Here is a 26,189-nt window from a genome sequence, read left to right as displayed (position 1 = left end):
TATTCAGGGAAATAATAGCTGATTCTTTGGTTTTGCAAGTATGAATGCGCAAAAATCATTCAGATGTCTGAGATGCGGCGTGCTCCAGACACTTACCGGCGTCGCTGCAGGCTATTCCAGGAGTAGAGGGCGTTGAACAGCACCACGCCAGCGGTAACGCAAAATACGGCGCGGAAACCGTAATTTGCGGAGATAGCGGCGCCCATCAGTGGTCCTGTGACATTACCGATGTCGCGAAAAGACTGGTTGTAACTGAAGATCCGACCGGCCACCTGGTTGGTCGAGTTATACACCAGCAGCGTCTGGACGGCAGGAAGCAGGGCGCCATCCGCAGCGCCCAGTAAAAAGCGCAGGATCCCGAGTTGCCAGGGGGTCTGTACAAAGGACATAGGGATCAGCAGCAACACCGAAATCACCAGCGCAACGATCAGGATTTTCTCTGGTCCAATTCGGTCTCCGAGTTTACCGAGTCGGGGGGCACTGAGTAAGGCAGCGACGCCAGGGACTGAAGCAATCATGCCGCTAATAAACGCAATATTGCTGACGTTACCCGCTAACTCACGCACATACAGTGTGAGGATCGGCGCAATAGAGCCAGTGGCAACCTGAATAATCAGGGTGGTGACGAACAGACTCAGCACCAATCGCGGGTTCTTCAGTGAGGCGACGACCTCGCGAAGACGGAGCATCTCTTTTTTACTGACCGGCTGAAAATGTTCGCGAATAAAAAAGAGCGTCAGTAAAAAACAGGAAAACAACACACTGGCGGTAATGAAAAAAACCGGACGCAGACCGTAATGGTCCGCCAGTAATCCGCCCGCCAGCGGGCCGAGCAATGCACCGCTGACGCCCCCGGTAGAGAGCGTGCCAAGTGCCCAACCGCTCTTATTGCGGGGAACCTGCGTGGCGATCAGCGCGTTAGCGTTGGGGATAAAGCCACCCAGCAGACCCAATAAGGCCCGCAGGACGAGAAACTGCCAGATATTCTGCGCCAGCCCCATGAACACCATCACGATAGCCATACCCAACGCGGAACGCAGCAGCATGATTTTACGACCTTTACGATCCGCCAGTCCGCCCCAGAAGGGGGAGGCAATGGCGGAAAACAAAAAGGTGATGCTGAACACCAGACCTGACCACATGTTAAGGGCGCTATGACCCGTCACGCCGAGTTGTTCGACGTAAAGCGGTAGGAATGGCATGACCAGGCTAAATGCCGCCCCGGTTAAAAAACAGCCCAGCCAGGCAACGGTGAGATTGCGTTTCCAGTTTATGGGAACATCATCTGAGGGTGACATAGCTTTCCACTGTGCGAGGCGCGGTGGCGCGCTGATGAATAAAAATAAGCACGCTAATTATGCGCCTGCATCAGGGGCGCTGCAATGGACGGGCGCGTTTAAAGCTAAAAGGCGAGTTGTGCAGCCCATGAAGGGCTGCGTGTGCAGTTTAATAGCGGGAGGGGACGCCTTCAGGGCGTGTCTTGAAGCGACGATGTAGCCACATATACTGCTCGGGAGCCATCATGATGCACTTCTCAACCACTTTATTCATCCAGGCCGCGGTGGTTTCGGCATCATCCAGAGGCGGAGAACACTCTGGCGGTAACATAATCAGTTGATACCCTTTGCCGTCAGGTTTACGGCGCGGAACAAAAGGCACCAGGCAGGCATTCGACATACGGGAGAGCATCCAGGTTCCGGATGTAGTAGCGGCTTGTTCTACTGCAAAAAAGGGAACAAATACGCTGGATCGCGGGCCGTAGTCATGATCCGGCGCATACCAGACGACTTCCCCTTTTTTCAGCGCTTTGACCATGCCTTTCAGGTCTTTACGATCGAGCATGGATTTATTGGAACGCAGGCGTCCCCAGGTTTGCAGCCAGTCCAGCAGCGGATTGTCGTTTGGTCGATAGACGCCGATACCGGGCTCCTGCAGGCCAAACATGCGGGCTCCGATCTCCAGTGTCAGAAAATGCATGCCAACCAGCAGGATCCCGCGTTTTTGTGCCTGAACGTCGCGAATATGCTCCATGCCGATCACTTCAGTCCAGCGGGACATCCGACGGTCTGACCAAAACCAGGCCATGCCGGTTTCCATCAATCCCATACCCACGGACTCAAAATTTTTGACCACCATCTGGTGGCGCTCTTGCTCACTCATTTGTGGAAAGCAGAGTTCCAGATTACGGTATGCCACTCTGGTGCGTTGCTTCATGAATCGCAGCGCCAGATGACCTAATCCACAGCCCAGTTTGTGGATAATCGGGTAGGGCAGTTGTACAACCAACCAAAGAACGCCTACGCCCAGCCAGGTTAACCAATAACGTGGATGGAGTAATGCGGCGGAGAATTTGGGTAAATTCGTCATGTCTATCCTGTCTATAAACGAACAATTACCTGTATTGTTGCATTTTTTCGCGCGTAGCAAAAATTTGCGGCTATAGAGTGGTGATAAAAACGGCAATTGTTGGTAGTTTTTTAAATGCGAAGCCTGAAATGTAGCGTAAAATGTGTGGATGTAAATTGGCGAGGTTTGCTTTATGATGCCGCCCGATTTTCATTTTTATCAATCGCAGGATACGTACACCATGCCAGTGTTACACAACCGCATATCGAATGATGCGCTCAGAGCCAGGATGCTGGCTGAGACAGAACCGCGTACAACGATCTCCTTCTACAAATATTTCACTATCGCGGATCCGCAAAGCACGCGTGATGCGATGTACCAGATGTTCACGGCGTTGAATGTTTTCGGGCGTGTTTATTTGGCTCATGAAGGTATTAACGCGCAAATCAGCGTTCCGCAAAGCCATGTAGATGCCTTCCGTGAACAACTTTACGCCTTTGATCCTGCACTTGCCGGTCTGCGCCTTAATATTGCTCTGGATGATGACGGTAAATCATTCTGGGTACTGCGTATGAAGGTGCGTGACCGGATTGTGGCCGACGGTATTGAGGATGAAAGCTTTGATGCCAGCGACGTGGGAGACTATCTAAAGGCGGCTGAAGTGAACGCCATGCTCGACGATCCCGATGCGGTGTTCATCGACATGCGTAACCACTACGAATACGAAGTGGGCCATTTTGAGAACGCGCTGGAAATCCCCGCAGACACCTTCCGCGAGCAGTTACCGAAAGCGGTCGAGATGATGCAGGAACACAAAGACAAAAAAATCGTGATGTACTGCACCGGTGGTATTCGCTGTGAAAAAGCCAGCGCCTGGATGAAGCATAACGGTTTTAGCAAGGTTTGGCATATTGAAGGTGGCATTATTGAGTATGCGCGCCGGGCGCGTGAACAGGGGCTTCCGGTTCGCTTTATTGGGAAGAATTTTGTTTTTGATGAGCGGATGGGAGAGCGGATCTCTGAAAAGGTGATTGCCCATTGCCACCAGTGTGGCGTGCTGTGCGACAGTCATACCAATTGCCGAAACGATGGCTGCCATTTGTTGTTTATTCAGTGTCCAGCCTGCGCCGAGAAGTATCAGGGCTGTTGCAGCGAGCTCTGTTGTGAAGAGAGTGCGTTACCGGAAGAGGAACAGCGTCGGCGGCGTGCGGGCCGTGAAAACGGCAATAAAATCTTCAATAAATCACGCGGTCGCCTGAATACTAAACTGGGTATCCCGGATCCAGCGGAATAACGTTTAGCCGGATAACGGAGCAAACACGTTATCCGGCATTTCTCAACCGGTTACTTCTGCTGAACGCCTTCGACCGAGATAATCAAATCGACTTCCTGCGAAGCCGGGCCAAGATCGGTGGTGATGTTGAAGTCCTTCAGCTTAATTTTTCCTTCCGCTTCAAAGCCTGCGCGTTTTCCACCCCAGGGGTCATCGCCCTGGCCTGTCAACTTCGCTTCCAGTGTTACCGGCTTGGTCACGCCGTTGAGCGTCAGGTTGCCGGTGATATCCAGCTCATCGCCGTCTTTCTTCACACTGGTAGAAGTGAAGGTCGCCTGTGGGAATTTTGCAACGTTCAGGAAGTCGGCGCTACGCAGATGCTTGTCACGTTCGGCGTGGTGGGTATCAACGCTATTGGTGTTAATCGTCACATTGACTTTATCCGCGGCCGGATTTTTTTCATCGAAGGTGAATGTCCCGTCGAAGTCTTTAAACGAGCCGTATAACCAGCTGTAACCCAGATGCTGGATGCGGAAGTTAACGAAGGCATGTTGTCCCGCTTTATCAATCTTATAGTCTGCAGCAACGGCAGAACCGGCGGTGAACAACAACGAGGCGAGAGTGACTCCCAGCAGGCTTTTTTTCATTTTTGAACTCCATAGTCAGATGACGATTTTCCTAACATGCGATTCAGGGTGTCGTCTTTATCGATGAAATGATGTTTGAGGGCCATCAGCCCGTGTAGCAGAGACAAAATCACAACGCCCCAGGCAAACCACAGATGCAGGCTTCCGGCAAGATCGGCCTGTACGCTGGCATCGGCAAGGGTGGCCGGGATTTCAAACCAGCCAAACACGCTAATCGGTTCACCGTCTGCGGTGGAGATCAGATAGCCGCTGAGCACGATGCTAAACAGCAGGGCATACAAGGTGATATGTCCAAGCGTTGCGCCGAGGCGCGTCAGGCGTGAGTAGCTTTTGAGGGCGGCGGGAGGCGGCGAGATGAACCGCCAGACAACCCGGATAACCAGTCCCATCATCAGCAGGATCCCGATGCTTTTATGCAGCTCCGGCGCCTGATGGTACCAGCCGTCATAATAGCTGAGCGTCACCATCCACAGACCCAATGCGAACATGCCATAGACCACGATGGCTATCAGCCAGTGCAGCGCAGCAGAAATCACGCCATAGCGTTGTGGGGTATTAGTGAATTGCATAGACACACCAATGAATATTTCAAGAGTGAATGAAAATGGCGTGTTGAGGGGATTATTGCAACCAAAAAATAACAATATGAATGATATTTATTTTTACTTCAATAAATTTGATTTAACCTGAATTTAAGCATCAGAAGTTTCGAGAAACTGTACGTAAGTTCTCATTGTTTGTGCGGGTTAGGGGGCTTTTCGGTTATTCAAATTATCTAAACTAAATTTAGAGAAATATCAACTTTTGTCAATTTATGTCAATGGTTCTGACTTAGAAAAACAGGATATAAATAACATCCATAATTGCCAACAGCGACCACAAAATAACGTAAAGCATAAAGTGTTCGCGAATATTGTTGACCAGATAATGAAATAAACGAAGCACAAGCGGATACCCCTTAAAAAGAAATGGCCTCCATACCGAGGCCATTAAGTCATTATTCCGTAAAGCGTGAAAGTCGAAATGGCGTCAGATCAAAGGCTGACGGTTTATCCTGCGCAAAATCAGCCGCAATCTCTCCCAGTACAGAGGCAAACTTGAAACCATGACCGCTAAGTCCGGTGATAATCAGCGTGTTCTCGTGTCCTGGCAGGGTGTCGATAATAAAATCTTCATCGGGGGAGTTGTCGTACGTGCAGGAAGCACCGTGCAGACAACAGCCAACTCCCGGCAGAATGGCGCGCAGGAATGGGAAGGCTTCTGAACCATCGCTGGCGACGGCAGCAAACGGTTTACGCTCTTCCGGGGAATGAATCAACTGGCCGCCATTATGCTTACCGATTTTCAGTTCGTCATTTTCGGCAGGAAAACCGTAATAGTGATCGCCATTAGGTAATTCGCCGGTAAATGCTGGGAAGTTATTTTTGATACTGTAACGGCCATCCGCTTGATACCACGCGAACACTTTCCGCACGGGCTGGATAGGCAATTCAGGAAGCAGCGACTGAACCCAGGTACCGGCGCTGACCAGCGCTTTCTTCGCGTGATACTCCCCATCGGCGGTCACGACCGTCACACCGTCATCATGATGATGAATGGCAGAGACAGGGCAGTTAAAGAGTTGTGCGCAACCGGCTTCTTCCGCCAGGCGAACCCAGGTTTTAATGGCTAACTCACTACGCAGAAACCCGGAATCAGCCTCAAACAGGCCGATGTAGTTTTCCGGCACGCGGATCTCAGGCCAGCGGGCCATTATCGCGGCGGCGTCCAGTCGCTCGACGTTCAACTGCCACTGTTGCGCGCTTTGTGCCACATTGGCCAGAAAAGTGGAGTCAGAGGGGCCAAAATTGATAACCCCTGAGCGTATAACGATGGGATCTTCATTGTGCGTTGACAGTTCGTCCCACAGCGTTTGCGCCCGCAGCACCAGCGGAACGTATTTTTCGCCTTCACCGTAGGCGTGGCGAATTAATCGGGTGTCGCCGTGGTGGCTACCCTGCTGATGTGGCGGCATGTGCGCATCGGTCATCAGCACCTTTAAGCCAGCACGCGTGGCGTAATATCCGGCAGCCGCGCCAACGGAACCGCTGCCAATAATGATTAAGTCGTAGTTCATCAGCTTCTCTCTGCTATCACGATGATTGCAGGGTAAATAACTGACCGGCGTTATTCAACAAGGAATTAAAAAAGGCACCGTGAAGGTGCCTTTGGGAGGAGGTCCTCGTCACGTTAATGACGACGATACTCATTTATCTGGTAATCGCCAGATTCAATTTTGGCGATTCCTGCTTCTAATATCGAAATAAATTGTCTGGCAACATCAGTGGTTAACCAGAGCGTCTGACCAACTTCAGTTCCATCCGGGTCAGGGCGATTCGGGGTCTGGTAGTGCAAACGCAGCATCAGCGCATCATAGCTATCAACGGTGCTGATGTCCCATCCTACAAGCGGATGAGTCTGAATGACTTCATTATTCTTTTCCATCATGCCCCCTAATACGTGTTACTAGACAACGGTTTTCGAGGTTCAATGCGTGTTTTATCTGAAGCAACTTCAGTATATCAATAAATAAGGGTATTCACTGAAAATTTAAAGAGGGAGCAGCATAAATTTCTGCTTTTTAAGAATTAGATGAACAATAAAACAGCATGTAGTTCATGCTTTATTTGCATATTGTGCATTTAAGTTGAGAAAGAGATTAAAATCCGAACAGTTGCGTAAATAAAAAAAGCCGGGGCGACCCGGCAAAATGAAGATTACTGCATATCATTTTTTATTCGTTGATAAACCAGTCATCCGCGCTTTCCCACGTTTCTTGCAGGATTTCGCTGATGCGCGCTTTATCTTCTTTTGTCGCGCCAATAACTGACAAATTGTTAGCGGCAGCATACCGAACGGTGACGTTGCCTTCGTTATCCGGAAAATAGTGGTGAATACGACGGGAGAGTTCACCGGCCAGCGCGTCTATCGCGCCAGCCGGTAAAGGAGAAGTTTTTGCAATGGTGACTTCAATACGCATAATGGCCCCCTGTTGAGTATACTGGATATTTATACAGTTAAAATAACCCAGTGACAACAGTTGGCCACACTTTTTTTATTTTTTTACCGACCAGCGTACCGTTTCGCCACCCAGGAAAGGCACCAGCGTATCGTCTGTCAGGGCGATGCTTTCCGGAATGTGTTGCTCTTCGCGTACCAGTTCAATGTAGTTATCGTTGACGGGCAAACCATAGAACTGAGGACCGTTCAGTGAGCAAAATGCTTCAAAGTGCTCTAACGCATTCATCTCCTCAAAGACGGTTGCATAGCTGCCGAGCGCCGTTGGGGCGTTAAAGCAGCCCGCGCAGCCACAGCTGGTCTCTTTACGATGACGCGCGTGCGGCGCCGAGTCTGTTCCCAGGAAAGCGCGGTTAAAACCGCTGGCAACCAGTTCACGCAATGCCTGCTGGTGGACATTGCGTTTGAGGATCGGCAAACAGTACAGGTGCGGGCGAATGCCACCAACCAGCATGTGGTTGCGGTTAAACATCAAATGCTGAGGCGTAATCGTGGCCGCCAGTAGCTCGTTGCCGTCGCGAACATACTCTGCCGCGTCTTTGGTCGTAATGTGCTCGAAGACCACTTTAAGCGCAGTCAGACGTTGGCGTAATGGCTCCATGACGCTGTCGATAAAGCGAGCCTCACGATCGAAAATGTCGATCTCCGCATGGGTGACTTCGCCGTGTACCAGCAGCGGCATCCCCAGTTTTTCCATGCGCTCAAGAACGGGCATGATAGCGTCGGTGGAGGTAACCCCGTGGCTTGAGTTGGTGGTGGCATTGGCCGGGTAGAGTTTTGCGGCAGTGAAAACGCCTTCATTGAATCCGCGTTCAAGCTCATTGGGATCCAGGCTGTCCGTCAGATAGCAGGTCATCAACGGTGTAAAATCATGTCCTTGCGGAACCGCATCAAGAATGCGCTGGCGGTACGCAATAGCCGCGTCAACGGTGGTGACGGGCGGCGCCAGGTTAGGCATCACGATCGCGCGACCATAGGTTTCACTGGTGTAGGGCACGACGGTTTTTAACATGTCGCCATCGCGAAGGTGAACGTGCCAGTCGTCTGGGCGGCGGATCTTTAAAACCTGGGATGGTGCTGTCATTAATATGCTCCGGCTGAGGGATGGTCTTTTTGCCGGAAACAAAGGATATGCGGAAACGTTTTCGTTTGCACGAAAAAAAGGGCGCTAATGCGCCCTCTGAACGTTAATTGGTGAACGGGATGACAATTTCACCCGGTTTCACCTCAATCCCTTTGGCATATTTTTTCGCTAACGCTTCGCCTTCGCTGCTGTCTTCCCGCAGAACGTAGGCCGGTTGCTGATTAAAATAATTGCGCAGCGATTGGTTGAGATAAGGCATCAGCGTTTGTAATACCGGCTGCATTTTCTCCGGAGTTACCGTGACGTCCACCACTTCCATCTCTTGTAAGAAAATGGCACCTTTCTCTTTGTTAAAGACAGGTAACGCTTTCAACTTCAGTTTCATGGTGGCTTTTTGATTGCCAAACAATGAGCTCATATCGAGATTCGCATCGCCGGTAAGCGTCACTTTATTAGGCTCTTCCCGACCGATCTGGCTGCTCAGGTTGGAGAGCACAATATGCGCGTCGGCAACGCCGGGTAAGCCAATATCTTTGGAAAAGTTATTCCGTTTCTCCAGTGCCTGGTTAATCTCTTGTTCACTGATCGTGTACTGTGTGAGTTGATTACAGCCAACCAACAGGCCGCTAACTAATAACGCAGCGGCAAAAAAAATCTTTTTCATGGGGTTCCTCAACATGATGCCCGTGTTGTAATCCTGACACAAAGCAGCATGTGGCACCAGCACGCAACGCGCCAGCAGAAAAAACTGAAATAACGGCCGCCCAATGCAACAGCCGTTTTTTTCAGCAGCGAACCGGGCATCAATCAGGCTCCCGGCTCCAGCATTCCGTTCGGGGTGCGTTTATGGCTAAATTGCCATCCCAATGCCAGGAAGGTGATAACGCCGATAATCGCCAGCATGACCCAGGGCAGTTCGGGTTGGTCCATGATTTTGCCCATATCGAACAACCAGCCGCCGCCGATATAGCCAATCGCCCCGCCAATGGCGAGCCCCAGACGGCTAAAGCCCATATAGCTGCCGCGCGCACGTGCATCTGAAAGTGACGCGCTGAGCGTTTCACGGGCGGGTTCTGCAATAATGGAACCGATATAGAATGTGCAAATCAGCGTGAAGAGTTGCTGCAAATCACTCACCAGTCCAATAGGCAGCATACTGAGCGACATTAACAACAGGCCAGCCATCAACCGGTGTTCGAGACGGAAACGTTTTTCGCTCCACCGCGCAATGGGGTAGAGGAGAGTCAGGGACAGGCACGCTTCAATGGCGTACATCCATTTCACGGCGGCCGGAGAGCCTGCGATATCATTGACCATGATAGGTAGCATTAACATCACCTGAACGGCCAGCATGTAATACCCCGCCAGCGTCAGAACATAGGTGACAAACCGTTTGTCCCGCATGACGCGTCCCATCCCTTCACGGACGGGGGTACGCACGGTCGAAAGCTTCCAGGCCGGGAGTAGCCAGGCGTTGAACGCGGCACAGAGAATAAACAGCACCGCGCCGGTCGCGCAGACCAGACGAAAATCATACTGTAACAGCCAGCTGCCCAGTAATGCGCCAATCACCGCGCCCGCGCTGTCCTGCATCATGAGCAAAGAGAAGAACCGGCCACGCTGTTCCGGGCGGATCAGTTTGACCACCAGCGCGGAGCGTGGCGGATCAAACAGCGTGCCGCCCAGACCTGAAAGGAAGCAGGAAAACCACAACAGCCAGGGATCCTGAGCAATGCCCATGGTGGCGAATCCGGCTGCGCGCATCAGCATGCCGGTGACGATCATCGGTTTGGCGCCAAAGCGGTCGGCGATGGCCCCGCCAAATATCCCCAACCCTTGCTGAATAAACTGGCGCAGGCCGAGCGCAATCCCCACCATGACGGCGGCCCATCCCATTTGATCGACGAATCGAATGGAAATAAGCGGGAACACGACAAAAAAGCCCAACACCACCAACATATTATCGATGAGCAGGAAATATTTACCCAGGTTCCTCGCCTGCGAGACGCGCGACATTTCCCCTCCCGGGAAATAAAAGATGTGCACCTCCTATTCTGCGGTGTCGCCAGGGCTTTTCCCACCCTCGCGGGGACAATATTTTTTTATCAAGAGTCCGTCTTGATAGAGAGATTTCATCAAAATGTGTGAATAATCCAAAAAATGACTATTTGCACTTTTCACAGAGTGCGTGGCCGCAGGTATAGTAACGTTATCAGGGGTGTGAAGACGTTACGGGAAGGAGTGGGTATAGAATGTTTGGCTATCGCAGTAACGTGCCAAAAGTGCGCTTAACAACCGACCGTCTGGTCGTGCGTTTAGTGCATGAGCGTGATGCCTGGCGTCTGGCAGATTATTACGCAGAAAATCGTCATTTTTTAAAACCCTGGGAACCCATTCGCGATGAAAGTCACTGCTTTCCGTCGGGCTGGCAGACGCGGCTGAGCATGATCGCTGAGTTTCATAAGCAGGGTACGGCATTCTATTTTGCGCTGCTCGATCCGGACGAAAAAGAAATTATTGGCGTGGCGAATTTTTCCAACGTGGTCCGCGGCTCGTTTCACGCGTGCTATCTGGGGTATTCCATTGCCCAGAAGTGGCAGGGAAAGGGGCTGATGTTCGAAGCCTTAAGCTCGGCAATTCGTTATATGCAACGCACACAACACATGCACCGGATTATGGCAAATTATATGCCGCACAATAACCGTAGCGGCGATTTACTGGCGCGACTCGGTTTTGAAAAAGAGGGGTATGCGAAAGATTACCTGTTGATTGATGGGCAATGGCGCGATCACGTGCTGACGGCGTTGACAACAACTGAATGGACCCCCGGACGTTAATCCTCTGGACGCGATGGAGAAAGACAATGAAATATGAATTAACCGCCACTGAAGCGCGAGTGATTGGCTGTCTGCTTGAAAAACAGGTGACGACGCCTGAACAATATCCTCTGTCGGTGAACGGCGTGGTGGTGGCCTGCAATCAAAAAACCAACCGTGAACCGGTGATGAACTTATCGGAGCATGAGGTCCAGCAGCAGCTTGATGCTCTGGTCAAACGTCATTTTCTGCGCACGGTGAGCGGGTTTGGCAATCGCGTCACCAAGTATGAACAGCGCTTTTGCAACTCCGAATTTGGCAATTTAAAGTTGAGCGCGGGCGAAGTCGCCGTCGTGACCACACTGCTCCTGCGCGGCGCGCAAACACCGGGTGAACTGCGCAGCCGTGCCTCCCGTATGTATGAATTCAGCGATATGGCAGAAGTAGAAGCCACGCTGGAGAAACTTGCCTCCCGGGAGGACGGCCCGTATGTGGTGCGTCTGGCGCGTGAACCGGGTAAGCGTGAAAGTCGTTATATGCATCTGTTTTGTGGCGAGGTGGATGAACAGGCTGCCCCGACGGATGAACCGCAGGCGCAGGCGGGATCTGCCGATCTGCACGCCCGCGTAGAGGCGCTGGAGAGTGAAGTAGCGGAGCTGAAACAGCGGCTCGATTCGTTGCTGGCGCATCTGGGAGACTAAGGTGAAAAAATTGCGGATTGGCGTGGTAGGGCTGGGCGGGATCGCGCAAAAAGCCTGGCTGCCGGTGCTGGGAACCTCCGGTGACTGGACGTTACAGGGCGCCTGGTCCCCATCACGGGACAAAGCATTGCGTATTTGCGAAAGCTGGCGGATACCTTACGCCGACTCGCTGGTGAATCTGGCGTCAACCTGTGACGCTGTTTTTGTTCACTCCAGCACGGCGACCCACTACCAGGTGGTCAGCGAATTACTGAATGCCGGGGTGCACGTTTGTGTCGACAAACCGCTGGCGGAGAATCTGCGCGATGCCGAGCGGTTGGTCGAACTGGCGGCCCGCAAAAAACTGACGCTGATGGTCGGGTTTAACCGTCGGTTTGCGCCGCTGTACCGCGATTTAAAGGCGCAACTCTCAACAGCGACCTCCTTACGCATGGACAAGCACCGCGCTGACAGCGTAGGGCCGCACGATCTGCGTTTTACACTCCTCGATGATTATCTGCACGTGGTCGACACGGCGCTGTGGCTGGCGGGGGTCGCATCGCAACTCAAAAGCGGAACCTTGCTGACCACGGATGCGGGGGAGATGCTGTATGCCGAACACCATTTTGCGGCAGAACAGTTGCAAATCACCACCAGTATGCATCGACGTGCCGGGAGTCAGCGCGAATCCGTGCAGGCGGTGACCGACGGGGGCGTTTATGAGGTGACAGACATGCGCGAATGGCGTGAAGAGCGTGGGCAGGGCGTGGTGCTCAAACCGATTCCCGGCTGGCAAACCACGTTAGAGCAGCGTGGATTTACCGGATGCGCACGTCATTTTATTGAATGTGTGGAAAATCAGACGGTTCCGGAAACCGCCGGTGAACAGGCGATTCTGGCGCAGCGGGTGGTGGAGAAACTGTGGCGCGATGCGATCAGCGAATAGGGTGACAGTTTTTTGAGGCGTTCAGAAAGCGCAGGGTCTGCAGACCCTGTAACATCTGGCGGTAGTAATTCATCTTAATCCAGGTAGACTATACCCCACTTGATATTACGCCTCTTCCAACGCCTGCTTTGCAGGCGTTTTGCCGTAGAGTCTGGAATAAAACATACATGAATTTATTAAAATCACTGGCTGCCGTTAGCTCAATGACCATGTTTTCACGTGTGCTCGGTTTTGCGCGTGACGCTATTGTCGCCAGAATTTTTGGTGCCGGGATGGCCACCGATGCCTTCTTTGTGGCATTCAAATTACCCAATCTGCTGCGCCGTATCTTTGCCGAAGGGGCATTTTCACAGGCGTTTGTGCCTATTCTGGCGGAATATAAAAGCAAACAGGGTGAAGATGCGACCCGGGTTTTTGTTGCCTATGTCTCAGGCTTGCTGACCCTTGCGCTGGCGGTAGTGACCGTGGCGGGTATGCTGGCCGCGCCGTGGGTGATAATGGTCACGGCCCCAGGGTTTGCGAACACGGCAGATAAATTCGCCCTCACCACCCAACTGCTGCAAATTACCTTTCCTTATATACTGCTGATCTCACTCGCGTCACTCGCCGGGGCAATCCTCAATACCTGGAACCGTTTTTCGATTCCGGCGTTTGCGCCTACCTTTCTGAACGTCAGCATGATCGGCTTCGCGTTGTTTGCGGCGCCGTATTTTGACCCGCCGGTCTTAGCGCTGGCCTGGGCGGTGACGGTTGGCGGTGTTTTACAACTGGTTTATCAACTGCCGCATTTGAAGAAAATCGGCATGCTGGTATTGCCGCGTATTAACTTTCGCGATGCGGGTTCGATGCGTGTGGTGAAACAGATGGGGCCGGCGATTCTCGGTGTCTCCGTAAGCCAGATCTCGCTAATCATCAACACCATTTTCGCCTCGTTTCTGGCGTCCGGTTCGGTCTCCTGGATGTATTACGCTGACCGACTGATGGAATTCCCGTCCGGCGTACTGGGCGTGGCGCTCGGGACGATTCTGCTGCCATCGCTGTCGAAAAGCTTCGCCAGCGGCAATCACGATGAATACAACCGCCTGATGGACTGGGGGTTGCGCCTCTGCTTCCTGCTGGCGTTACCGAGCGCGGTGGCGCTGGGCATTCTGTCGAAGCCGCTGATCGTTTCGCTGTTCCAGTACGGAAAATTCACCGCGATGGATGCGTCGATGACGCAACGGGCGCTGGTGGCCTATTCGGTCGGTTTGATCGGCTTAATTGTGGTGAAAGTGCTGGCGCCCGGCTTTTATTCGCGCCAGGACATCAAAACGCCAGTCAAAATTGCCATCGTGACGTTGATTATGACGCAGCTGATGAACCTGGCGTTTATTGGTCCGTTGAAACATGCGGGATTGTCGCTGTCGATTGGTCTGGCGGCGTGTCTGAATGCCTCTCTGCTGTACTGGCAGTTGCGTAAGCAAAAGATCTTCACCCCTCAGCCGGGCTGGATGTGGTTCCTGACCCGTCTGGTAATTTCCGTGCTGGTGATGTCAGCGGCGCTGGTCGGCATGCTCTCTATTATGCCGGAGTGGTCGCAAGGGACCATGCTGTGGCGTCTGTTACGCTTAATGGCGGTGGTGGTGGCGGGTATCGCGGCCTATTTTGCAGCGCTTGCCATTCTCGGATTTAAAGTGAAAGAGTTTGTCCGCCGGACGGCGTGATATGCGAAATGATGCCTGATGGCGTTGCGCCTGTCAGACCTGCAAAACGCAGGTCTGGCAGGGGATGATTGCCAACCGGCAATCAGATAGAGATTTTTTTACCGCCGCGGTGGGAAGAGGATGTCTGACCGTTGGCGCTATACAACGCCGGTTCCTGATGGGGCTTGAGTACGTCAAGCGCCTGCTGATTGCGTGCGATTTGCCCTTCCAGCAGCCAACCGTTGTGTCGGTTTTGGTCGCGAAGGTGCTGCGTTTTCTCAGTAATAACCTGCCAGCGCTCGGCAAAATCATCATTTGCGCTTTTCTGCGCCGCTTGTTCATGACGACGCTGTTGTTCCAGATAATCCAGGGTGGCCAGCAACGAGCTTTTTTCTTCTGTAATACGTTGTAAGTGGCTACCGTTAATCTGACCCGCAGATAAGTGCTGCTGCTCGGCATCCATCACCGTTTTCAGGTCATTGAGGACGGCCGTCATATGATCCAGTATTTCTGACAGACGAGTCATACTTTTATTTACTCTGCAGGTAGCTCTGTGTTTCACGGATCAATGCGTCGGCAATTTTGCCGGTGTCCATTTTGAGTTCACCGTTACGAATCGCCGTTTTCAGTGCTTCAACGCGTTCCATATTGATATCGCTGGAACCGGGTTGCATCAGCTTCGCCTGAGCATCGCTTAACGTCACACTGGCACTCTTCGTCGTCGATGTTTTTTCCTGACGCGTTTTTTGTACCTGCGTGTCGCCGGTGTCGCGCGGTTGGACAGTGCTAACGGGTTTCAAAGGTGAGGTACGGTCAATGCTCATGTTATTTTCCTCATCGAGGGGTTGCGTAGTAGCGACCAGCTATCATTATTTCGTTGATTATTCATATCGGCAGCCACGACAAAATCTTTAACGTATTATAGATTAATAAGAATATTCCCATCAGGGTCGACGGTTCCATTGACCACCTGGCCTGACAGCATGCGGACACGCGCGCTTTGCGCAACGGCGGCATTGTTCAATGCCTGACCTTCCGCATTGACGCTAAACCCATCGCCGCTGGCGATCACCACCACGCGCTGACCGGCTTTTATTCGCCAGGCCTGGCGCAGTTGGGTGAGCTGTACGGGCTGACCGGGAGCGAGATCGCGCAAACTGACGGCATCCTGAATCTGATTGATATCCAGCACCGTGCGCGGCGGCAGCTGATCCAGACGTCCGCGTTTTAGCGTCACGCTGGCCGGGCCCAGTTTTCCACCCCGAGCGACGGGAACGGCGGCTACGACGTAGTTGCCGGTCGCCTGGACGTTGACCTGAAGGTAACGTTTTTCATTGCCGCAGCGCGCCAGCACGTTCACATTACCCCATAATTTCGCACTGCCCGGCACACTCAGTGCCGGTTGCTCACACTGTGCAGGTAACGTGGGCGATGTGCGAAGGGTGACGACCACCTCATCGCTAAACCCCACCAGACGCGCCGAAAACCAGTCAGTCAGCTGCGCGTTCAGATCCTGTGCCATCGACAACGGGCTGAAGAGCAGCGCCATCACAGCGATTCCCCGTTTTAACGTTTGCATCGTCATCTCCCGCCTGTTGTAAGCAATGGCTGGATTCTACCTGTGTGCCGCCGCCATCAACGGAACAAATAGCGACGCATTTTGCGTTTATTCCGGCGATAACGCGCGCGTGATGGGATTTAAGCTGTCGGCTGAATTTTGTCATTTGCGGGGGAGATATGCTCGACAAGCTCGATGCCGCCTTACGTTTTCAACAAGAAGCGCTCAATTTGCGTGCCCAACGTCAGGAGGTGCTGGCGGCGAATATCGCCAACGCTGATACGCCGGGGTATCAGGCGCGAGACATGGATTTTGCCAGTGAACTCAAAAAAGTGATGGTGCAAGGACGGGCCGAAACCAGCGGTGTTTCACTGGCACTGACCTCTGCGCAACACATTCCGGCCCAGACGCTGGCGTCTCCCTCTGCGGATCTGCTCTACCGTATTCCAGACCAGCCTTCTCTCGATGGTAACACCGTCGATATGGACAGGGAGCGTACGCAGTTTGCCGACAACAGTCTGAAATACCAGATGGGGCTCACCCTAATGAGCAGCCAAATCAAAGGCATGATGAACGTGCTACAGGGAGGGAACTAATCCGTGGCGCTGTTAAACATTTTCGATATTGCGGGTTCGGCGCTGACGGCGCAGTCCAAACGGCTCAACGTCGCCGCCAGTAACCTGGCGAACGCCGACAGCGTGACGGGGCCAGATGGCCAGCCGTACCGCGCAAAACAGGTCGTTTTTCAGGTTGATGCAGCACCCGGTGCCGCGACGGGCGGCGTGAAGGTGGCGGATGTCATTGAAAGCCAGGCGCCAGACAAACTGGTGTTTGAACCCGGCAACCCGCTGGCCGATGCCAATGGCTACGTCAAGATGCCGAATGTGGATACGGTTGGCGAGATGGTGAACACCATGTCGGCATCGCGCAGCTACCAGGCAAACGTCGAAGTACTCAACACAGTGAAGAGCATGATGCTTAAAACGCTGACACTTGGCCAGTAAAGGAGGCGCGTATGTCTATTGCCGTCAATATGAATGACCCGACGAACACGGGCGTCAAATCTGCCAGTAGCGGCAGTTCGTTAACCGGGAGCAATTCCGCCGATCTGCAAAACAGTTTCCTGACCTTGCTGGTGGCGCAGCTGAAAAACCAGGATCCGACGAACCCGATGGAAAACAACGAGCTGACCTCGCAGTTGGCGCAGATCAGTACCGTCAGCGGAATCGAAAAATTGAACACCACGCTGGGGGCGATTTCAGGGCAGATCGACAACAGCCAGTCGATGCAGGCCAGCACCCTGATTGGTCACGGGGTCATGATTCCGGGCACCACCATTTTGGCAGGTAAAGGAACCGAAGAAGAGGCCATCACCACCACCACGCCGTTTGGCGTTGAGCTACAACAGCCTGCTGACAAAGTCACCGCCACGATTACCGATAAAGACAACAAAGTGGTTCGCACCATTGATATCGGCGGACTGAAGGCGGGCGTGCACACCTTTACCTGGGACGGGACTCTCACCGACGGGACCACCGCGCCGAACGGCTCCTACAACGTGGCGATCACCGCCAGCAACGGCAGTACGCAACTGGTCGCACAGCCGTTGCAGTTTGCGATGGTACAGGGCGTTATCCGCAACAATGGCGGTAACACGCTGGATTTAGGGACCTACGGAACCACCACACTCGACGAAGTACGGCAGATCATCTAAGCCTTCACACTTATCAGGAGTAAGACATGGCCTTTTCTCAAGCGGTCAGCGGCCTGAACGCTGCAGCCACCAACCTCGATGTCATTGGTAATAACATCGCCAACTCCGCCACCTATGGGTTTAAATCCGGGTCGGCCTCATTTGCCGATATGTTTGCCGGTTCCAAAGTGGGGCTGGGCGTTAAAGTGGCGGGGATCACCCAGGACTTTACCGATGGCACCACCACCAACACCGGGCGTGGCCTGGACGTTGCCATCAGCCAGAACGGTTTCTTCCGTATGGTGGATAGCAACGGGTCTGTTTTTTATAGCCGTAACGGTCAGTTTAAACTCGACGAAAATCGCAACCTGGTCAACATGCAGGGTCTGCAACTGACCGGTTATCCGGCCACCGGTACGCCGCCGACGATCCAACAGGGCGCGAACCCGGCACCGATTACGATCCCTAACACGCTGATGGCGGCAAAAACCACCACCACCGCGTCCATGCAGATCAACCTGAACTCTACCGACAAAGTACCGACCAAAACGCCATTCAGCCCAAGCGATGCGGATTCCTACAACAAAAAAGGCACCGTCACGGTATTTGATAGCCAGGGTAATGCCCATGACATGAACGTCTTCTATGTCAAAAACTCGGACAATACCTGGGAAGTGCATACTCAGGATTCGACGACCGGCGAAGCCGCAAAATCGGCGGGTTTTATGCGCTTTGATGAAAATGGCGTGTTCTTAGGAATGAGCAAGACGGCGACAGAAGCCGTTCCTGTTCCTCCGGCAACCCCGTGGCCAACGCAAATCAACGTCGCCACTGGCGTGGTGAACGGCGCAGAGCCCGCCAATTTCTCCCTCAGTTTCCTGAACTCCATGCAGCAAAACACCGGCGAGAGCAACATCGTGGCCACTAACCAGAACGGCTACAAGCCGGGCGATCTGGTGAGCTATCAGATTAATGATGATGGCACCGTGGTGGGGAACTACTCCAACGAGCAGAAACAGGTTCTGGGGCAAATCGTACTGGCGAACTTTGCCAACAACGAAGGGCTGGCTTCTCAGGGGGATAACGTCTGGGCTGCCACACAGTCTTCGGGTGTTGCGCTGCTGGGTACGGCGGGTACCGGTAACTTCGGTAAGTTGACCAACGGCGCGCTGGAAGCCTCTAACGTGGATCTGAGTAAAGAACTGGTGAACATGATTGTCGCCCAGCGTAACTATCAGTCTAACGCGCAGACCATCAAGACCCAGGATCAGATCCTCAACACGCTGGTCAACCTGCGCTAAGCGCCTGACAGGATGGCTTAATGGATCACGCAATTTATACCGCCATGGGGGCGGCCAGTCAGACCCTGAATCAACAGGCGGTGACGGCCAGCAACCTGGCCAATGCCTCAACGCCGGGTTTTCGTGCGCAGCTCACTGCGTTGCGCGCGGTGCCGGTTGAAGGGCTTTCTTTACCGACGCGCACCCTGGTCACGGCCTCTACCCCAGGGGCCGATATGACCCCGGGGCAGATGGATTACACCTCACGACCGCTGGATGTCGCGTTGCAGCAGGACGGTTGGCTGGCCGTACAAACCGCCGACGGCAGCGAAGGGTATACCCGCAACGGCAGTATCCAGGTGAGTCCGACCGGCGAACTGACGATTCAGGGGCACCCGGTGATTGGCGAAGCGGGTCCGATCGCCGTGCCGGAAGGCTCCGAAATTACCATCGCGGCGGATGGCACCATCTCGGCCCTGAATCCCGGCGATCCGGCGAACACGGTGGCGCCGGTGGGACGTCTGAAACTGGTCAAAGCGATGGGCAATGAAGTGCAGCGCGGCGACGACGGCATGTTCCGTCTGACCGCGGCGACACAGGCGACCCGTGGCCCGGCCCTGCAGGCCGATCCGTCCATTCGTGTCATGTCAGGCGTCCTGGAGGGCAGCAACGTCAGTGCCGTCTCCGCCATGAGCGACATGATCGCCAGCGCCCGTCGTTTTGAAATGCAGATGAAAGTGATCAGCAGCGTTGATGACAACGCAGGCCGCGCTAACCAACTGCTGTCGATGAGTTAATACAGGACATTTTATGATCAGTTCATTATGGATCGCCAAAACCGGTCTCGACGCCCAGCAAACCAATATGGATGTGATTGCCAACAACCTGGCAAACGTCAGCACCAATGGTTTTAAGCGTCAGCGCGCGGTGTTTGAAGATCTGCTTTACCAGACGATTCGCCAGCCTGGCGCCCAGTCTTCAGAGCAGACGACATTACCCTCCGGTCTGCAAATTGGTACCGGTGTTCGTCCTGTCGCCACGGAGCGTCTGCACAGTCAGGGCAATTTGTCTCAGACCAACAACAGCAAAGACGTCGCCATCAAAGGGCAGGGCTTTTTCCAGGTCATGCTGCCGGATGGCACGTCGGCCTACACCCGTGATGGTTCATTCCAGGTCGATCAAAACGGTCAACTGGTGACGGCGGGCGGTTTTCAGGTTCAGCCTGCGATCACGATCCCGGCGAACTCACTCAGCATCACCATCGGCCGTGACGGCGTGGTGAGCGTGACGCAGCAGGGACAGGCGGCACCCGTTCAGGTTGGCCAGTTGAACCTGACCACGTTTATGAATGACACCGGTCTGGAAAGCATCGGCGAGAACCTGTACACCGAAACGCAATCGTCGGGCGCGCCAAACGAAAGTACGCCGGGTTTGAACGGTGCGGGTCTGTTGTATCAGGGCTATGTCGAAACCTCCAACGTGAACGTCGCGGAAGAGCTGGTGAATATGATCCAGGTTCAGCGCGCTTACGAAATCAACAGTAAAGCGGTGTCGACGACCGATCAGATGCTGCAGAAACTGACGCAACTCTAACGTGTTGGCCGGTGGGGTGAAAACCTCACCGGCACACTGATTTTGAAGATGAAGGCAATGCGAAAATACGCGCTTCACCCATACCCGATGATAGCCCTGCTGGTGGTTTCACTGACAGGATGTGCCTGGATCCCCGCCACGCCGCTCGTGCAGGGCGCGACGACGGCACAACCAATACCTGGCCCGACGCAGGTGGCGAATGGCTCCATCTTTCAGTCTGCACAACCGGTGAATTACGGCTATCAGCCGCTATTCGAAGACCGACGTCCGCGTAACATTGGCGATACGTTGACGATTGTCTTGCAGGAAAACGTCAGCGCCAGCAAAAGCTCCTCAGCCAATGCCAGCCGTGATGGCAAAACGAATTTTGGCTTCGACACCGTTCCTCGCTATCTGGAAGGATTATTCGGTAACGCGCGTGCGGACGTAGACGCTTCCGGCGGAAACTCTTTCAATGGCAAAGGCGGCGCGAACGCCAGCAACACCTTTAGCGGCACGCTGACGGTTACCGTCGATCAGGTGTTGGTGAATGGCAATTTACATGTGGTGGGTGAAAAACAGATCGCCATCAACCAGGGCACTGAATTCATCCGCTTCTCCGGGGTCGTGAATCCACGCACGATCAGCGGCAGCAACAGCGTTCCGTCAACGCAGGTTGCGGATGCACGCATAGAGTATGTCGGTAACGGCTACATAAACGAAGCGCAGAATATGGGTTGGCTGCAGCGTTTCTTCCTTAACTTGTCGCCGATGTAAGCGAGGTTTCCAGTGTTTAAATCTTTTATTGGCGTCGTACTGCTGCTGGCGACGACCTTTGCGCATGCCGATCGTATCCGCGATCTGACCAGTGTTCAGGGCGTGCGTGAAAACTCGCTGATTGGCTACGGACTGGTGGTCGGGCTGGACGGCACAGGCGATCAGACCACGCAAACCCCGTTCACGACGCAAACGCTCAATAACATGCTCTCTCAGATGGGGATTACCGTCCCGACCGGGACGAACATGCAGCTGAAAAATGTGGCGGCGGTAATGGTCACCGCCAGTTTTCCGGCGTTTGGTCGCCAGGGGCAGACCATCGATGTGGTGGTTTCCTCAATGGGCAACGCCAAAAGTTTGCGTGGCGGGACACTGTTAATGACCCCGCTAAAAGGGGTCGATAGTCAGGTCTACGCGCTGGCGCAGGGGAATATTCTGGTCGGCGGGGCCGGGGCGTCCGCCGGAGGCAGCAGCGTCCAGGTGAACCAACTGAATGGCGGGCGCATTACCAATGGCGCGGTGATTGAGCGGGAACTGCCGAGCCAGTTTGGTGGGGGTAATACCCTTAATCTGCAGCTCAACAATGAAGATTTCACCCTGGCGCAGCAGATCACCGACACCATCAACCGCTCCCGGGGTTTTGGCAGCGCGACGGCGCTGGATGCGCGCACGATCCAGGTGCGGGTGCCGAGCGGCAACAGCTCTCAGGTCCGTTTCCTCGCCGATATTCAGAATATGGAAGTGAACGTCACGCCGCAGGACGCGAAAGTGGTGATTAACTCACGAACCGGCTCCGTGGTGATGAACCGTGAAGTGACGCTGGACAGCTGTGCTGTCGCGCAGGGCAACCTGTCGGTGACGGTGAATCGCCAGGCTAACGTCAGCCAGCCGGATACGCCGTTTGGCGGTGGGCAAACGGTCGTTACACCGCAAACGCAGATCGACCTGCGCCAGAGCGGGGGGTCACTACAAAGCGTGCGCTCCAGCGCGAACCTGAACAACGTGGTACGGGCGCTTAACGCCCTGGGCGCGACGCCGATGGATTTGATGTCCATTCTGCAGTCCATGCAAAGCGCAGGATGCTTACGGGCGAAGCTGGAAATTATCTGATGATTGGAGAAAGCAAACTGCTGGCCAGTGCGGCCTGGGATGCCCAGTCGCTCAACGATCTGAAGGCCAAAGCAGGGCAGGACCCGGCGGCGAACCTCCGCCCGGTCGCCCGCCAGGTTGAGGGGATGTTCGTGCAGATGATGTTGAAAAGCATGCGTGAAGCGCTGCCGAAAGATGGCGTGTTTAGCAGCGACTCGACACGCCTGTATACCAGTATGTACGACCAGCAAATTGCGCAACAGATGACGGCAGGTAAAGGTCTTGGGTTGGCGGAGATGATGGTCAAACAAATGACTGAGGGGCAGGCCCAGCCTGCCGATGACGCGCCACAGATACCGATGAAGTTCTCACTGGAAACGGTGACCAGCTATCAAAATCAGGCGTTGACGCAACTGGTACGAAAAGCGATGCCCAAAACCCCCGAGAGCCACGATGAACCGCTCTCGGGCGACAGCAAAACGTTTCTTGCTCAGCTTTCCCTCCCCGCACGCCTGGCAAGCGAGCAGAGCGGCGTCCCGCACCACCTGATTCTGGCGCAGGCGGCGCTGGAATCCGGGTGGGGGCAGCGGCAAATTCGCCGTGAAAACGGCGAACCCAGCTTTAACATTTTTGGTGTTAAGGCTTCGGGAAGCTGGAAGGGCCCCACCACGGAAATCACCACCACGGAATTTGAAAACGGTGAGGCGAAAAAGGTGAAAGCCCGATTCCGCGTCTACAGCTCGTATCTGGAGGCGCTGTCGGATTATGTGGGGCTGTTAACCCGTAACCCGCGCTACGCTGGCGTGACGTCAGCATCCAGTGCGGAGCAGGGCGCACAAGCCTTGCAAAACGCGGGTTACGCCACTGATCCGCACTATGCGCGCAAATTAACCAGCATGATCCAACAGCTGAAGTCGATGAGCGAAAAAGTGAACAAAACGTACAGCGCGAATCTCGACAATCTCTTCTAAATAGCTCAAGTCCAGCAAGCCGCTGCCGATAATAACCTGTATTGAAGGATTAAAAGGAATCTCCATGTCCAGCTTGATTAACAACGCCATGAGTGGACTTAACGCGGCCCAGGCTGCGTTAAATACCGCCAGTAACAACATCGCCAGTTATAACGTTGCGGGATATACCCGACAAACCACCATTATGTCGCAAGCGAACAGTACGTTAGGTGCGGGTGGTTGGGTCGGCAATGGCGTGTATGTCTCAGGCGTGCAGCGCGAGTATGACGCGTTTATCACCAATCAGCTGCGTGCAGCCGAAAACCAGAGCAGCGGGTTGACCACCCGTTTTGAGCAAATGTCGAAAATCGACAACCTGCTTTCCAGTAAAACCAGCTCAATTTCGACCTCGATGCAGGACTTTTTCACCAGTCTGCAAACGTTGGTCAGTAACGCGGAAGATCCCGCAGCGCGTCAGGCGCTGATTGGAAAAGCGAACGGACTGGTAAACCAGTTTAAGACCACCGATCAATATCTGCGCGATCAGGATAAGCAGGTCAACACGGCTATCTCGTCCAGCGTTGAGCAGATCAACAACTATTCGAAACAGATTGCCAGCCTGAATGACCAGATCTCTCGTCTGACCGGCGTGGGGGCAGGGGCATCGCCAAACGACCTTCTTGACCAGCGCGATCAGCTGGTGAGCGAGTTAAACAAAATTGTCGGCGTTGAGGTCAGCGTCCAGGATGGCGGCACCTATAACCTGACGATGGCAAACGGATACACCCTGGTACAGGGCAGTAATGCACGTCAACTCGCGGCGGTGCCATCCAGCGCCGATCCTTCGCGGACCACGGTTGCCTATGTTGATGCGGCGGCCGGAAACATTGAAATTCCTGAGAAACTGCTCAATACCGGCTCGCTCGGCGGCCTGATGACGTTCCGCTCTCAGGATCTGGACCAGACCCGTAATACCCTGGGCCAGTTGGCGTTGGCGTTGGCCACTGAATTTAATACCCAGCACAAAGCGGGTTTTGATGCCAACGGCGATGCCGGTAAAGACTTTTTCGCTATCGGAAAACCCTCGGTTATCGGTAACGCCAAAAATAGCGGTAATGCGGTATTAACAGCTGAAGTGGATGACAGCACAAAAGTGCAGGCCACGGATTATAAAGTGGTGTACGACGGCAGTAAGTGGCAGGTCACGCGTCTTGCGGATAACACCACTTTCGAAGCAAAACCCGATGCCAACGGTAAGCTGGATATTGACGGCCTGAAAGTGACGGTCAGCGGAACGCCGGGAGCGAAAGCCAATGACAGCTTTACGTTAAAGCCGGTCAGTGACGCCATTGTTAACATGAAGGTCATGGTCACCGATGAGTCGAAAATCGCCATGTCCGGCCTTAAGGATTCCGGCCAGAGTGATAACCGCAACGGTCAGGCGCTGCTGGATCTGCAAACCAAAGCCACCGTCGGCAATAAAACCTTTAACGATGCTTACGCCACGCTGGTCAGTGATGTGGGGAATAAAACCGCCACGCTGAAAACCAGTAGCACCACCCAGGGCAATGTGGTGACCCAACTGACGAACCAGCAGCAGTCAATCTCTGGCGTCAATCTTGATGAAGAGTATGGCAACCTGCAACGTTATCAACAGTACTATCTGGCGAATGCGCAAGTCCTGCAAACGGCCAGTTCGATGTTTGATGCGCTGATGAACATTCGCTAAAGGAGAGGGGCTTAAATGCGTATCAGTACCCAGATGATGTACCAGCAGAATATGCGTGGCATCACCAATTCCCAGGCCGAATGGATGAAGTACGGCGAGCAGATGTCCACGGGCAAGCGTGTTATCAATCCGTCGGATGATCCGATTGCCGCTTCGCAGGCCGTTGTCTTGTCTCAGGCGCAGGCGCAGAACAGTCAGTACACGCTGGCGCGTTCGTTTGCCAGGCAAAAAGTGTCGCTGGAAGAGAATGTGTTAAACCAGGCGACAACGGCGATTCATAGTGCACAAGAGAAAATCGTCAATGCGGGTAACGGTACCTTAAGTGACGATGACCGTGCCTCGTTGGCGACAGACTTGCAGGGGATTCGCGATCATCTGATGAACCTGGCGAACAGCACCGATGGTAACGGGCGCTATATTTTTGCCGGTTATAAGACTGAAAGCGCGCCGTTTTCCCAGACGGACGGCGCATACCGCGGTGGTCGTGAGAGTGTCACCCAACAGGTTGATGCTTCCCGCACGATGGTGATTGGCCACACCGGCGATCAGATTTTTAATAAAATCACCAGTAATGCTGTGCCGGAGCCAGACGGCAGCGCTTCTGAAACCAGCTTGTTCAAAATGCTGGATAGCGCTATCGACGCGCTGAACACGCCTGTGGCGGGCGATGATGTGGCAAGAGATAAAGCGTCGGCGGCGATTGATAAAACCAACCGGGGCTTAAAAAACTCGCTGAATAACGTACTGACGGTGCGGGCAGAGTTGGGGACGGAACTGAGGGAGCTTGATTCACTGGATGCGTTGGGAAGCGATCGCGCGTTGGGCCAGACGCAGCAAATGAGCAACCTGGTCGACGTGGACTGGAATGCGGCAATCTCTTCGTATGTGATGCAACAGGCGGCGCTACAGGCGTCTTATAAAGCGTTTACCGATATGCAGGGTATGTCGCTGTTTCAGCTAAACCGATAATCTTTTTTAAAACATACCGTGAAACCGGGTATGTTTTATCT

The 26,189-nt window shown here is 53.8% G+C and carries 30 protein-coding genes; 16 read left to right on the top strand and 14 right to left on the bottom strand.

The window, feature by feature from the left end; translation table 11 throughout:
- Window positions 1-92 precede the first annotated feature (92 nt).
- A complete protein-coding gene (gene mdtG, locus AC07NP_RS06900) occupies window positions 93-1,298 on the bottom strand; it encodes a multidrug efflux MFS transporter MdtG (protein ID WP_494659972.1) in 1,206 nt (401 codons plus the stop codon).
- A gap of 148 nt (window positions 1,299-1,446) precedes the next feature.
- Window positions 1,447-2,367 carry a Kdo(2)-lipid IV(A) acyltransferase gene (locus AC07NP_RS06895; protein ID WP_203358187.1) on the bottom strand — a complete coding sequence of 307 codons (921 nt, stop codon included), beginning with the start codon at window positions 2,365-2,367 and terminating at the stop codon, window positions 1,447-1,449.
- Window positions 2,368-2,587: 220 nt separating this feature from the next.
- Between AC07NP_RS06895 and trhO the strand changes: the two genes are divergently transcribed.
- The gene (trhO, locus tag AC07NP_RS06890; RefSeq protein ID WP_494659971.1) at window positions 2,588-3,640 is read left to right on the top strand and encodes an oxygen-dependent tRNA uridine(34) hydroxylase TrhO; all 1,053 of its coding nucleotides are present in this window, start codon (window positions 2,588-2,590) and stop codon (window positions 3,638-3,640) included.
- Between the two features lie 50 nt (window positions 3,641-3,690).
- Here the strand turns inward: trhO and AC07NP_RS06885 are convergent, their stop codons facing one another.
- The 9 genes from AC07NP_RS06885 to mdtH form a co-directional block, all read right to left on the bottom strand.
- Window positions 3,691-4,266, bottom strand: coding sequence for a YceI family protein (locus tag AC07NP_RS06885; RefSeq protein WP_203358185.1), 576 nt, complete (start codon window positions 4,264-4,266; stop codon window positions 3,691-3,693).
- Window positions 4,263-4,835: a cytochrome b gene (locus AC07NP_RS06880; protein ID WP_494659970.1), complete on the bottom strand. Its 573-nt coding sequence runs from the start codon at window positions 4,833-4,835 to the stop codon at window positions 4,263-4,265. Before AC07NP_RS06880 ends, AC07NP_RS06885 begins: the two co-directional genes overlap by 4 nt.
- A 262-nt stretch (window positions 4,836-5,097) precedes the next feature.
- Complete coding sequence (locus tag AC07NP_RS06875) at window positions 5,098-5,211, bottom strand: YceO family protein (RefSeq protein ID WP_162380555.1); 114 nt, start codon at window positions 5,209-5,211, stop codon at window positions 5,098-5,100.
- 52 nt (window positions 5,212-5,263) lie between these two features.
- Window positions 5,264-6,382, bottom strand: coding sequence for an N-methyl-L-tryptophan oxidase (gene solA, locus AC07NP_RS06870; RefSeq protein WP_494659969.1), 1,119 nt, complete (start codon window positions 6,380-6,382; stop codon window positions 5,264-5,266).
- A 113-nt stretch (window positions 6,383-6,495) separates the two neighbouring features.
- Window positions 6,496-6,750: a biofilm formation regulator BssS gene (bssS, locus tag AC07NP_RS06865; protein WP_203361288.1), complete on the bottom strand. Its 255-nt coding sequence runs from the start codon at window positions 6,748-6,750 to the stop codon at window positions 6,496-6,498.
- Between the two features lie 289 nt (window positions 6,751-7,039).
- A complete protein-coding gene (gene dinI, locus AC07NP_RS06860; RefSeq protein WP_203358182.1) occupies window positions 7,040-7,285 on the bottom strand; it encodes a DNA damage-inducible protein I in 246 nt (81 codons plus the stop codon).
- A 75-nt stretch (window positions 7,286-7,360) separates the two neighbouring features.
- A complete protein-coding gene (gene pyrC / locus AC07NP_RS06855; RefSeq protein ID WP_494659968.1) occupies window positions 7,361-8,407 on the bottom strand; it encodes a dihydroorotase in 1,047 nt (348 codons plus the stop codon).
- A 103-nt stretch (window positions 8,408-8,510) separates the two neighbouring features.
- Complete coding sequence (locus AC07NP_RS06850; RefSeq protein WP_203358180.1) at window positions 8,511-9,071, bottom strand: lipoprotein; 561 nt, start codon at window positions 9,069-9,071, stop codon at window positions 8,511-8,513.
- A 143-nt stretch (window positions 9,072-9,214) separates the two neighbouring features.
- Window positions 9,215-10,423, bottom strand: coding sequence for a multidrug efflux MFS transporter MdtH (gene mdtH / locus AC07NP_RS06845; RefSeq protein ID WP_494659967.1), 1,209 nt, complete (start codon window positions 10,421-10,423; stop codon window positions 9,215-9,217).
- A gap of 236 nt (window positions 10,424-10,659) precedes the next feature.
- On the opposite strand from mdtH, the gene rimJ reads away from it, so the two are divergent.
- The 4 genes from rimJ to murJ all read left to right on the top strand — a co-directional run bounded on the left by rimJ (window position 10,660) and on the right by murJ (window position 14,552).
- Window positions 10,660-11,244 carry a ribosomal protein S5-alanine N-acetyltransferase gene (rimJ, locus tag AC07NP_RS06840; RefSeq protein ID WP_203358178.1) on the top strand — a complete coding sequence of 195 codons (585 nt, stop codon included), beginning with the start codon at window positions 10,660-10,662 and terminating at the stop codon, window positions 11,242-11,244.
- Window positions 11,245-11,270: 26 nt separating this feature from the next.
- A complete protein-coding gene (locus AC07NP_RS06835; protein WP_494659966.1) occupies window positions 11,271-11,924 on the top strand; it encodes a YceH family protein in 654 nt (217 codons plus the stop codon).
- Between the two features lies 1 nt (window position 11,925).
- A complete protein-coding gene (locus tag AC07NP_RS06830; RefSeq protein ID WP_494659965.1) occupies window positions 11,926-12,849 on the top strand; it encodes a Gfo/Idh/MocA family protein in 924 nt (307 codons plus the stop codon).
- 167 nt (window positions 12,850-13,016) lie between these two features.
- Entirely contained in the window at window positions 13,017-14,552 is a 1,536-nt protein-coding gene (gene murJ / locus AC07NP_RS06825; protein WP_494659964.1) for a murein biosynthesis integral membrane protein MurJ, read from the top strand.
- Between the two features lie 82 nt (window positions 14,553-14,634).
- Here the strand turns inward: murJ and flgN are convergent, their stop codons facing one another.
- From flgN to flgA, 3 genes are all read right to left on the bottom strand, one after another.
- Complete coding sequence (flgN, locus tag AC07NP_RS06820) at window positions 14,635-15,057, bottom strand: flagella biosynthesis chaperone FlgN (RefSeq protein WP_192611870.1); 423 nt, start codon at window positions 15,055-15,057, stop codon at window positions 14,635-14,637.
- Between the two features lie 4 nt (window positions 15,058-15,061).
- Window positions 15,062-15,355: a flagellar biosynthesis anti-sigma factor FlgM gene (gene flgM / locus AC07NP_RS06815; RefSeq protein ID WP_203358174.1), complete on the bottom strand. Its 294-nt coding sequence runs from the start codon at window positions 15,353-15,355 to the stop codon at window positions 15,062-15,064.
- Between the two features lie 95 nt (window positions 15,356-15,450).
- Window positions 15,451-16,110: a flagellar basal body P-ring formation chaperone FlgA gene (gene flgA, locus AC07NP_RS06810; protein ID WP_494659963.1), complete on the bottom strand. Its 660-nt coding sequence runs from the start codon at window positions 16,108-16,110 to the stop codon at window positions 15,451-15,453.
- A 158-nt stretch (window positions 16,111-16,268) separates the two neighbouring features.
- Between flgA and flgB the strand changes: the two genes are divergently transcribed.
- The 11 genes from flgB to flgL all read left to right on the top strand — a co-directional run bounded on the left by flgB (window position 16,269) and on the right by flgL (window position 26,148).
- Window positions 16,269-16,685, top strand: coding sequence for a flagellar basal body rod protein FlgB (gene flgB / locus AC07NP_RS06805; RefSeq protein WP_162378998.1), 417 nt, complete (start codon window positions 16,269-16,271; stop codon window positions 16,683-16,685).
- Between the two features lie 3 nt (window positions 16,686-16,688).
- Entirely contained in the window at window positions 16,689-17,093 is a 405-nt protein-coding gene (flgC, locus tag AC07NP_RS06800; RefSeq protein ID WP_192611873.1) for a flagellar basal body rod protein FlgC, read from the top strand.
- An 11-nt stretch (window positions 17,094-17,104) separates the two neighbouring features.
- Window positions 17,105-17,803, top strand: a complete 699-nt coding sequence (gene flgD, locus AC07NP_RS06795; protein WP_276292104.1) for a flagellar hook assembly protein FlgD — start codon at window positions 17,105-17,107, stop codon at window positions 17,801-17,803.
- Window positions 17,804-17,829: 26 nt separating this feature from the next.
- The gene (gene flgE, locus AC07NP_RS06790; RefSeq protein WP_494659962.1) at window positions 17,830-19,083 is read left to right on the top strand and encodes a flagellar hook protein FlgE; all 1,254 of its coding nucleotides are present in this window, start codon (window positions 17,830-17,832) and stop codon (window positions 19,081-19,083) included.
- Between the two features lie 20 nt (window positions 19,084-19,103).
- Window positions 19,104-19,859 (top strand): flagellar basal-body rod protein FlgF, encoded by a 756-nt coding sequence (flgF, locus tag AC07NP_RS06785; protein WP_301698630.1) that lies wholly within the window; start codon window positions 19,104-19,106, stop codon window positions 19,857-19,859.
- Between the two features lie 13 nt (window positions 19,860-19,872).
- Entirely contained in the window at window positions 19,873-20,655 is a 783-nt protein-coding gene (gene flgG / locus AC07NP_RS06780; protein WP_162378993.1) for a flagellar basal-body rod protein FlgG, read from the top strand.
- A gap of 57 nt (window positions 20,656-20,712) precedes the next feature.
- The gene (gene flgH, locus AC07NP_RS06775; protein ID WP_494659961.1) at window positions 20,713-21,411 is read left to right on the top strand and encodes a flagellar basal body L-ring protein FlgH; all 699 of its coding nucleotides are present in this window, start codon (window positions 20,713-20,715) and stop codon (window positions 21,409-21,411) included.
- Window positions 21,412-21,423: 12 nt separating this feature from the next.
- Window positions 21,424-22,521, top strand: a complete 1,098-nt coding sequence (locus AC07NP_RS06770; RefSeq protein ID WP_203358170.1) for a flagellar basal body P-ring protein FlgI — start codon at window positions 21,424-21,426, stop codon at window positions 22,519-22,521.
- Window positions 22,521-23,471: a flagellar assembly peptidoglycan hydrolase FlgJ gene (flgJ, locus tag AC07NP_RS06765; RefSeq protein WP_494659960.1), complete on the top strand. Its 951-nt coding sequence runs from the start codon at window positions 22,521-22,523 to the stop codon at window positions 23,469-23,471. The genes AC07NP_RS06770 and flgJ overlap by 1 nt, the downstream gene beginning before the upstream one ends.
- Before the next feature lie 64 nt (window positions 23,472-23,535).
- Complete coding sequence (gene flgK, locus AC07NP_RS06760; protein ID WP_494659959.1) at window positions 23,536-25,179, top strand: flagellar hook-associated protein FlgK; 1,644 nt, start codon at window positions 23,536-23,538, stop codon at window positions 25,177-25,179.
- Between the two features lie 15 nt (window positions 25,180-25,194).
- The gene (gene flgL, locus AC07NP_RS06755) at window positions 25,195-26,148 is read left to right on the top strand and encodes a flagellar hook-associated protein FlgL (protein WP_494659958.1); all 954 of its coding nucleotides are present in this window, start codon (window positions 25,195-25,197) and stop codon (window positions 26,146-26,148) included.
- The last annotated feature ends 41 nt before the right edge of the window (window positions 26,149-26,189 follow it).

The organism is Citrobacter sp. GW821-FHT07H02, assembly GCF_059418505.1.
This window is presented reverse-complemented; position numbering and strand designations above follow the sequence as displayed.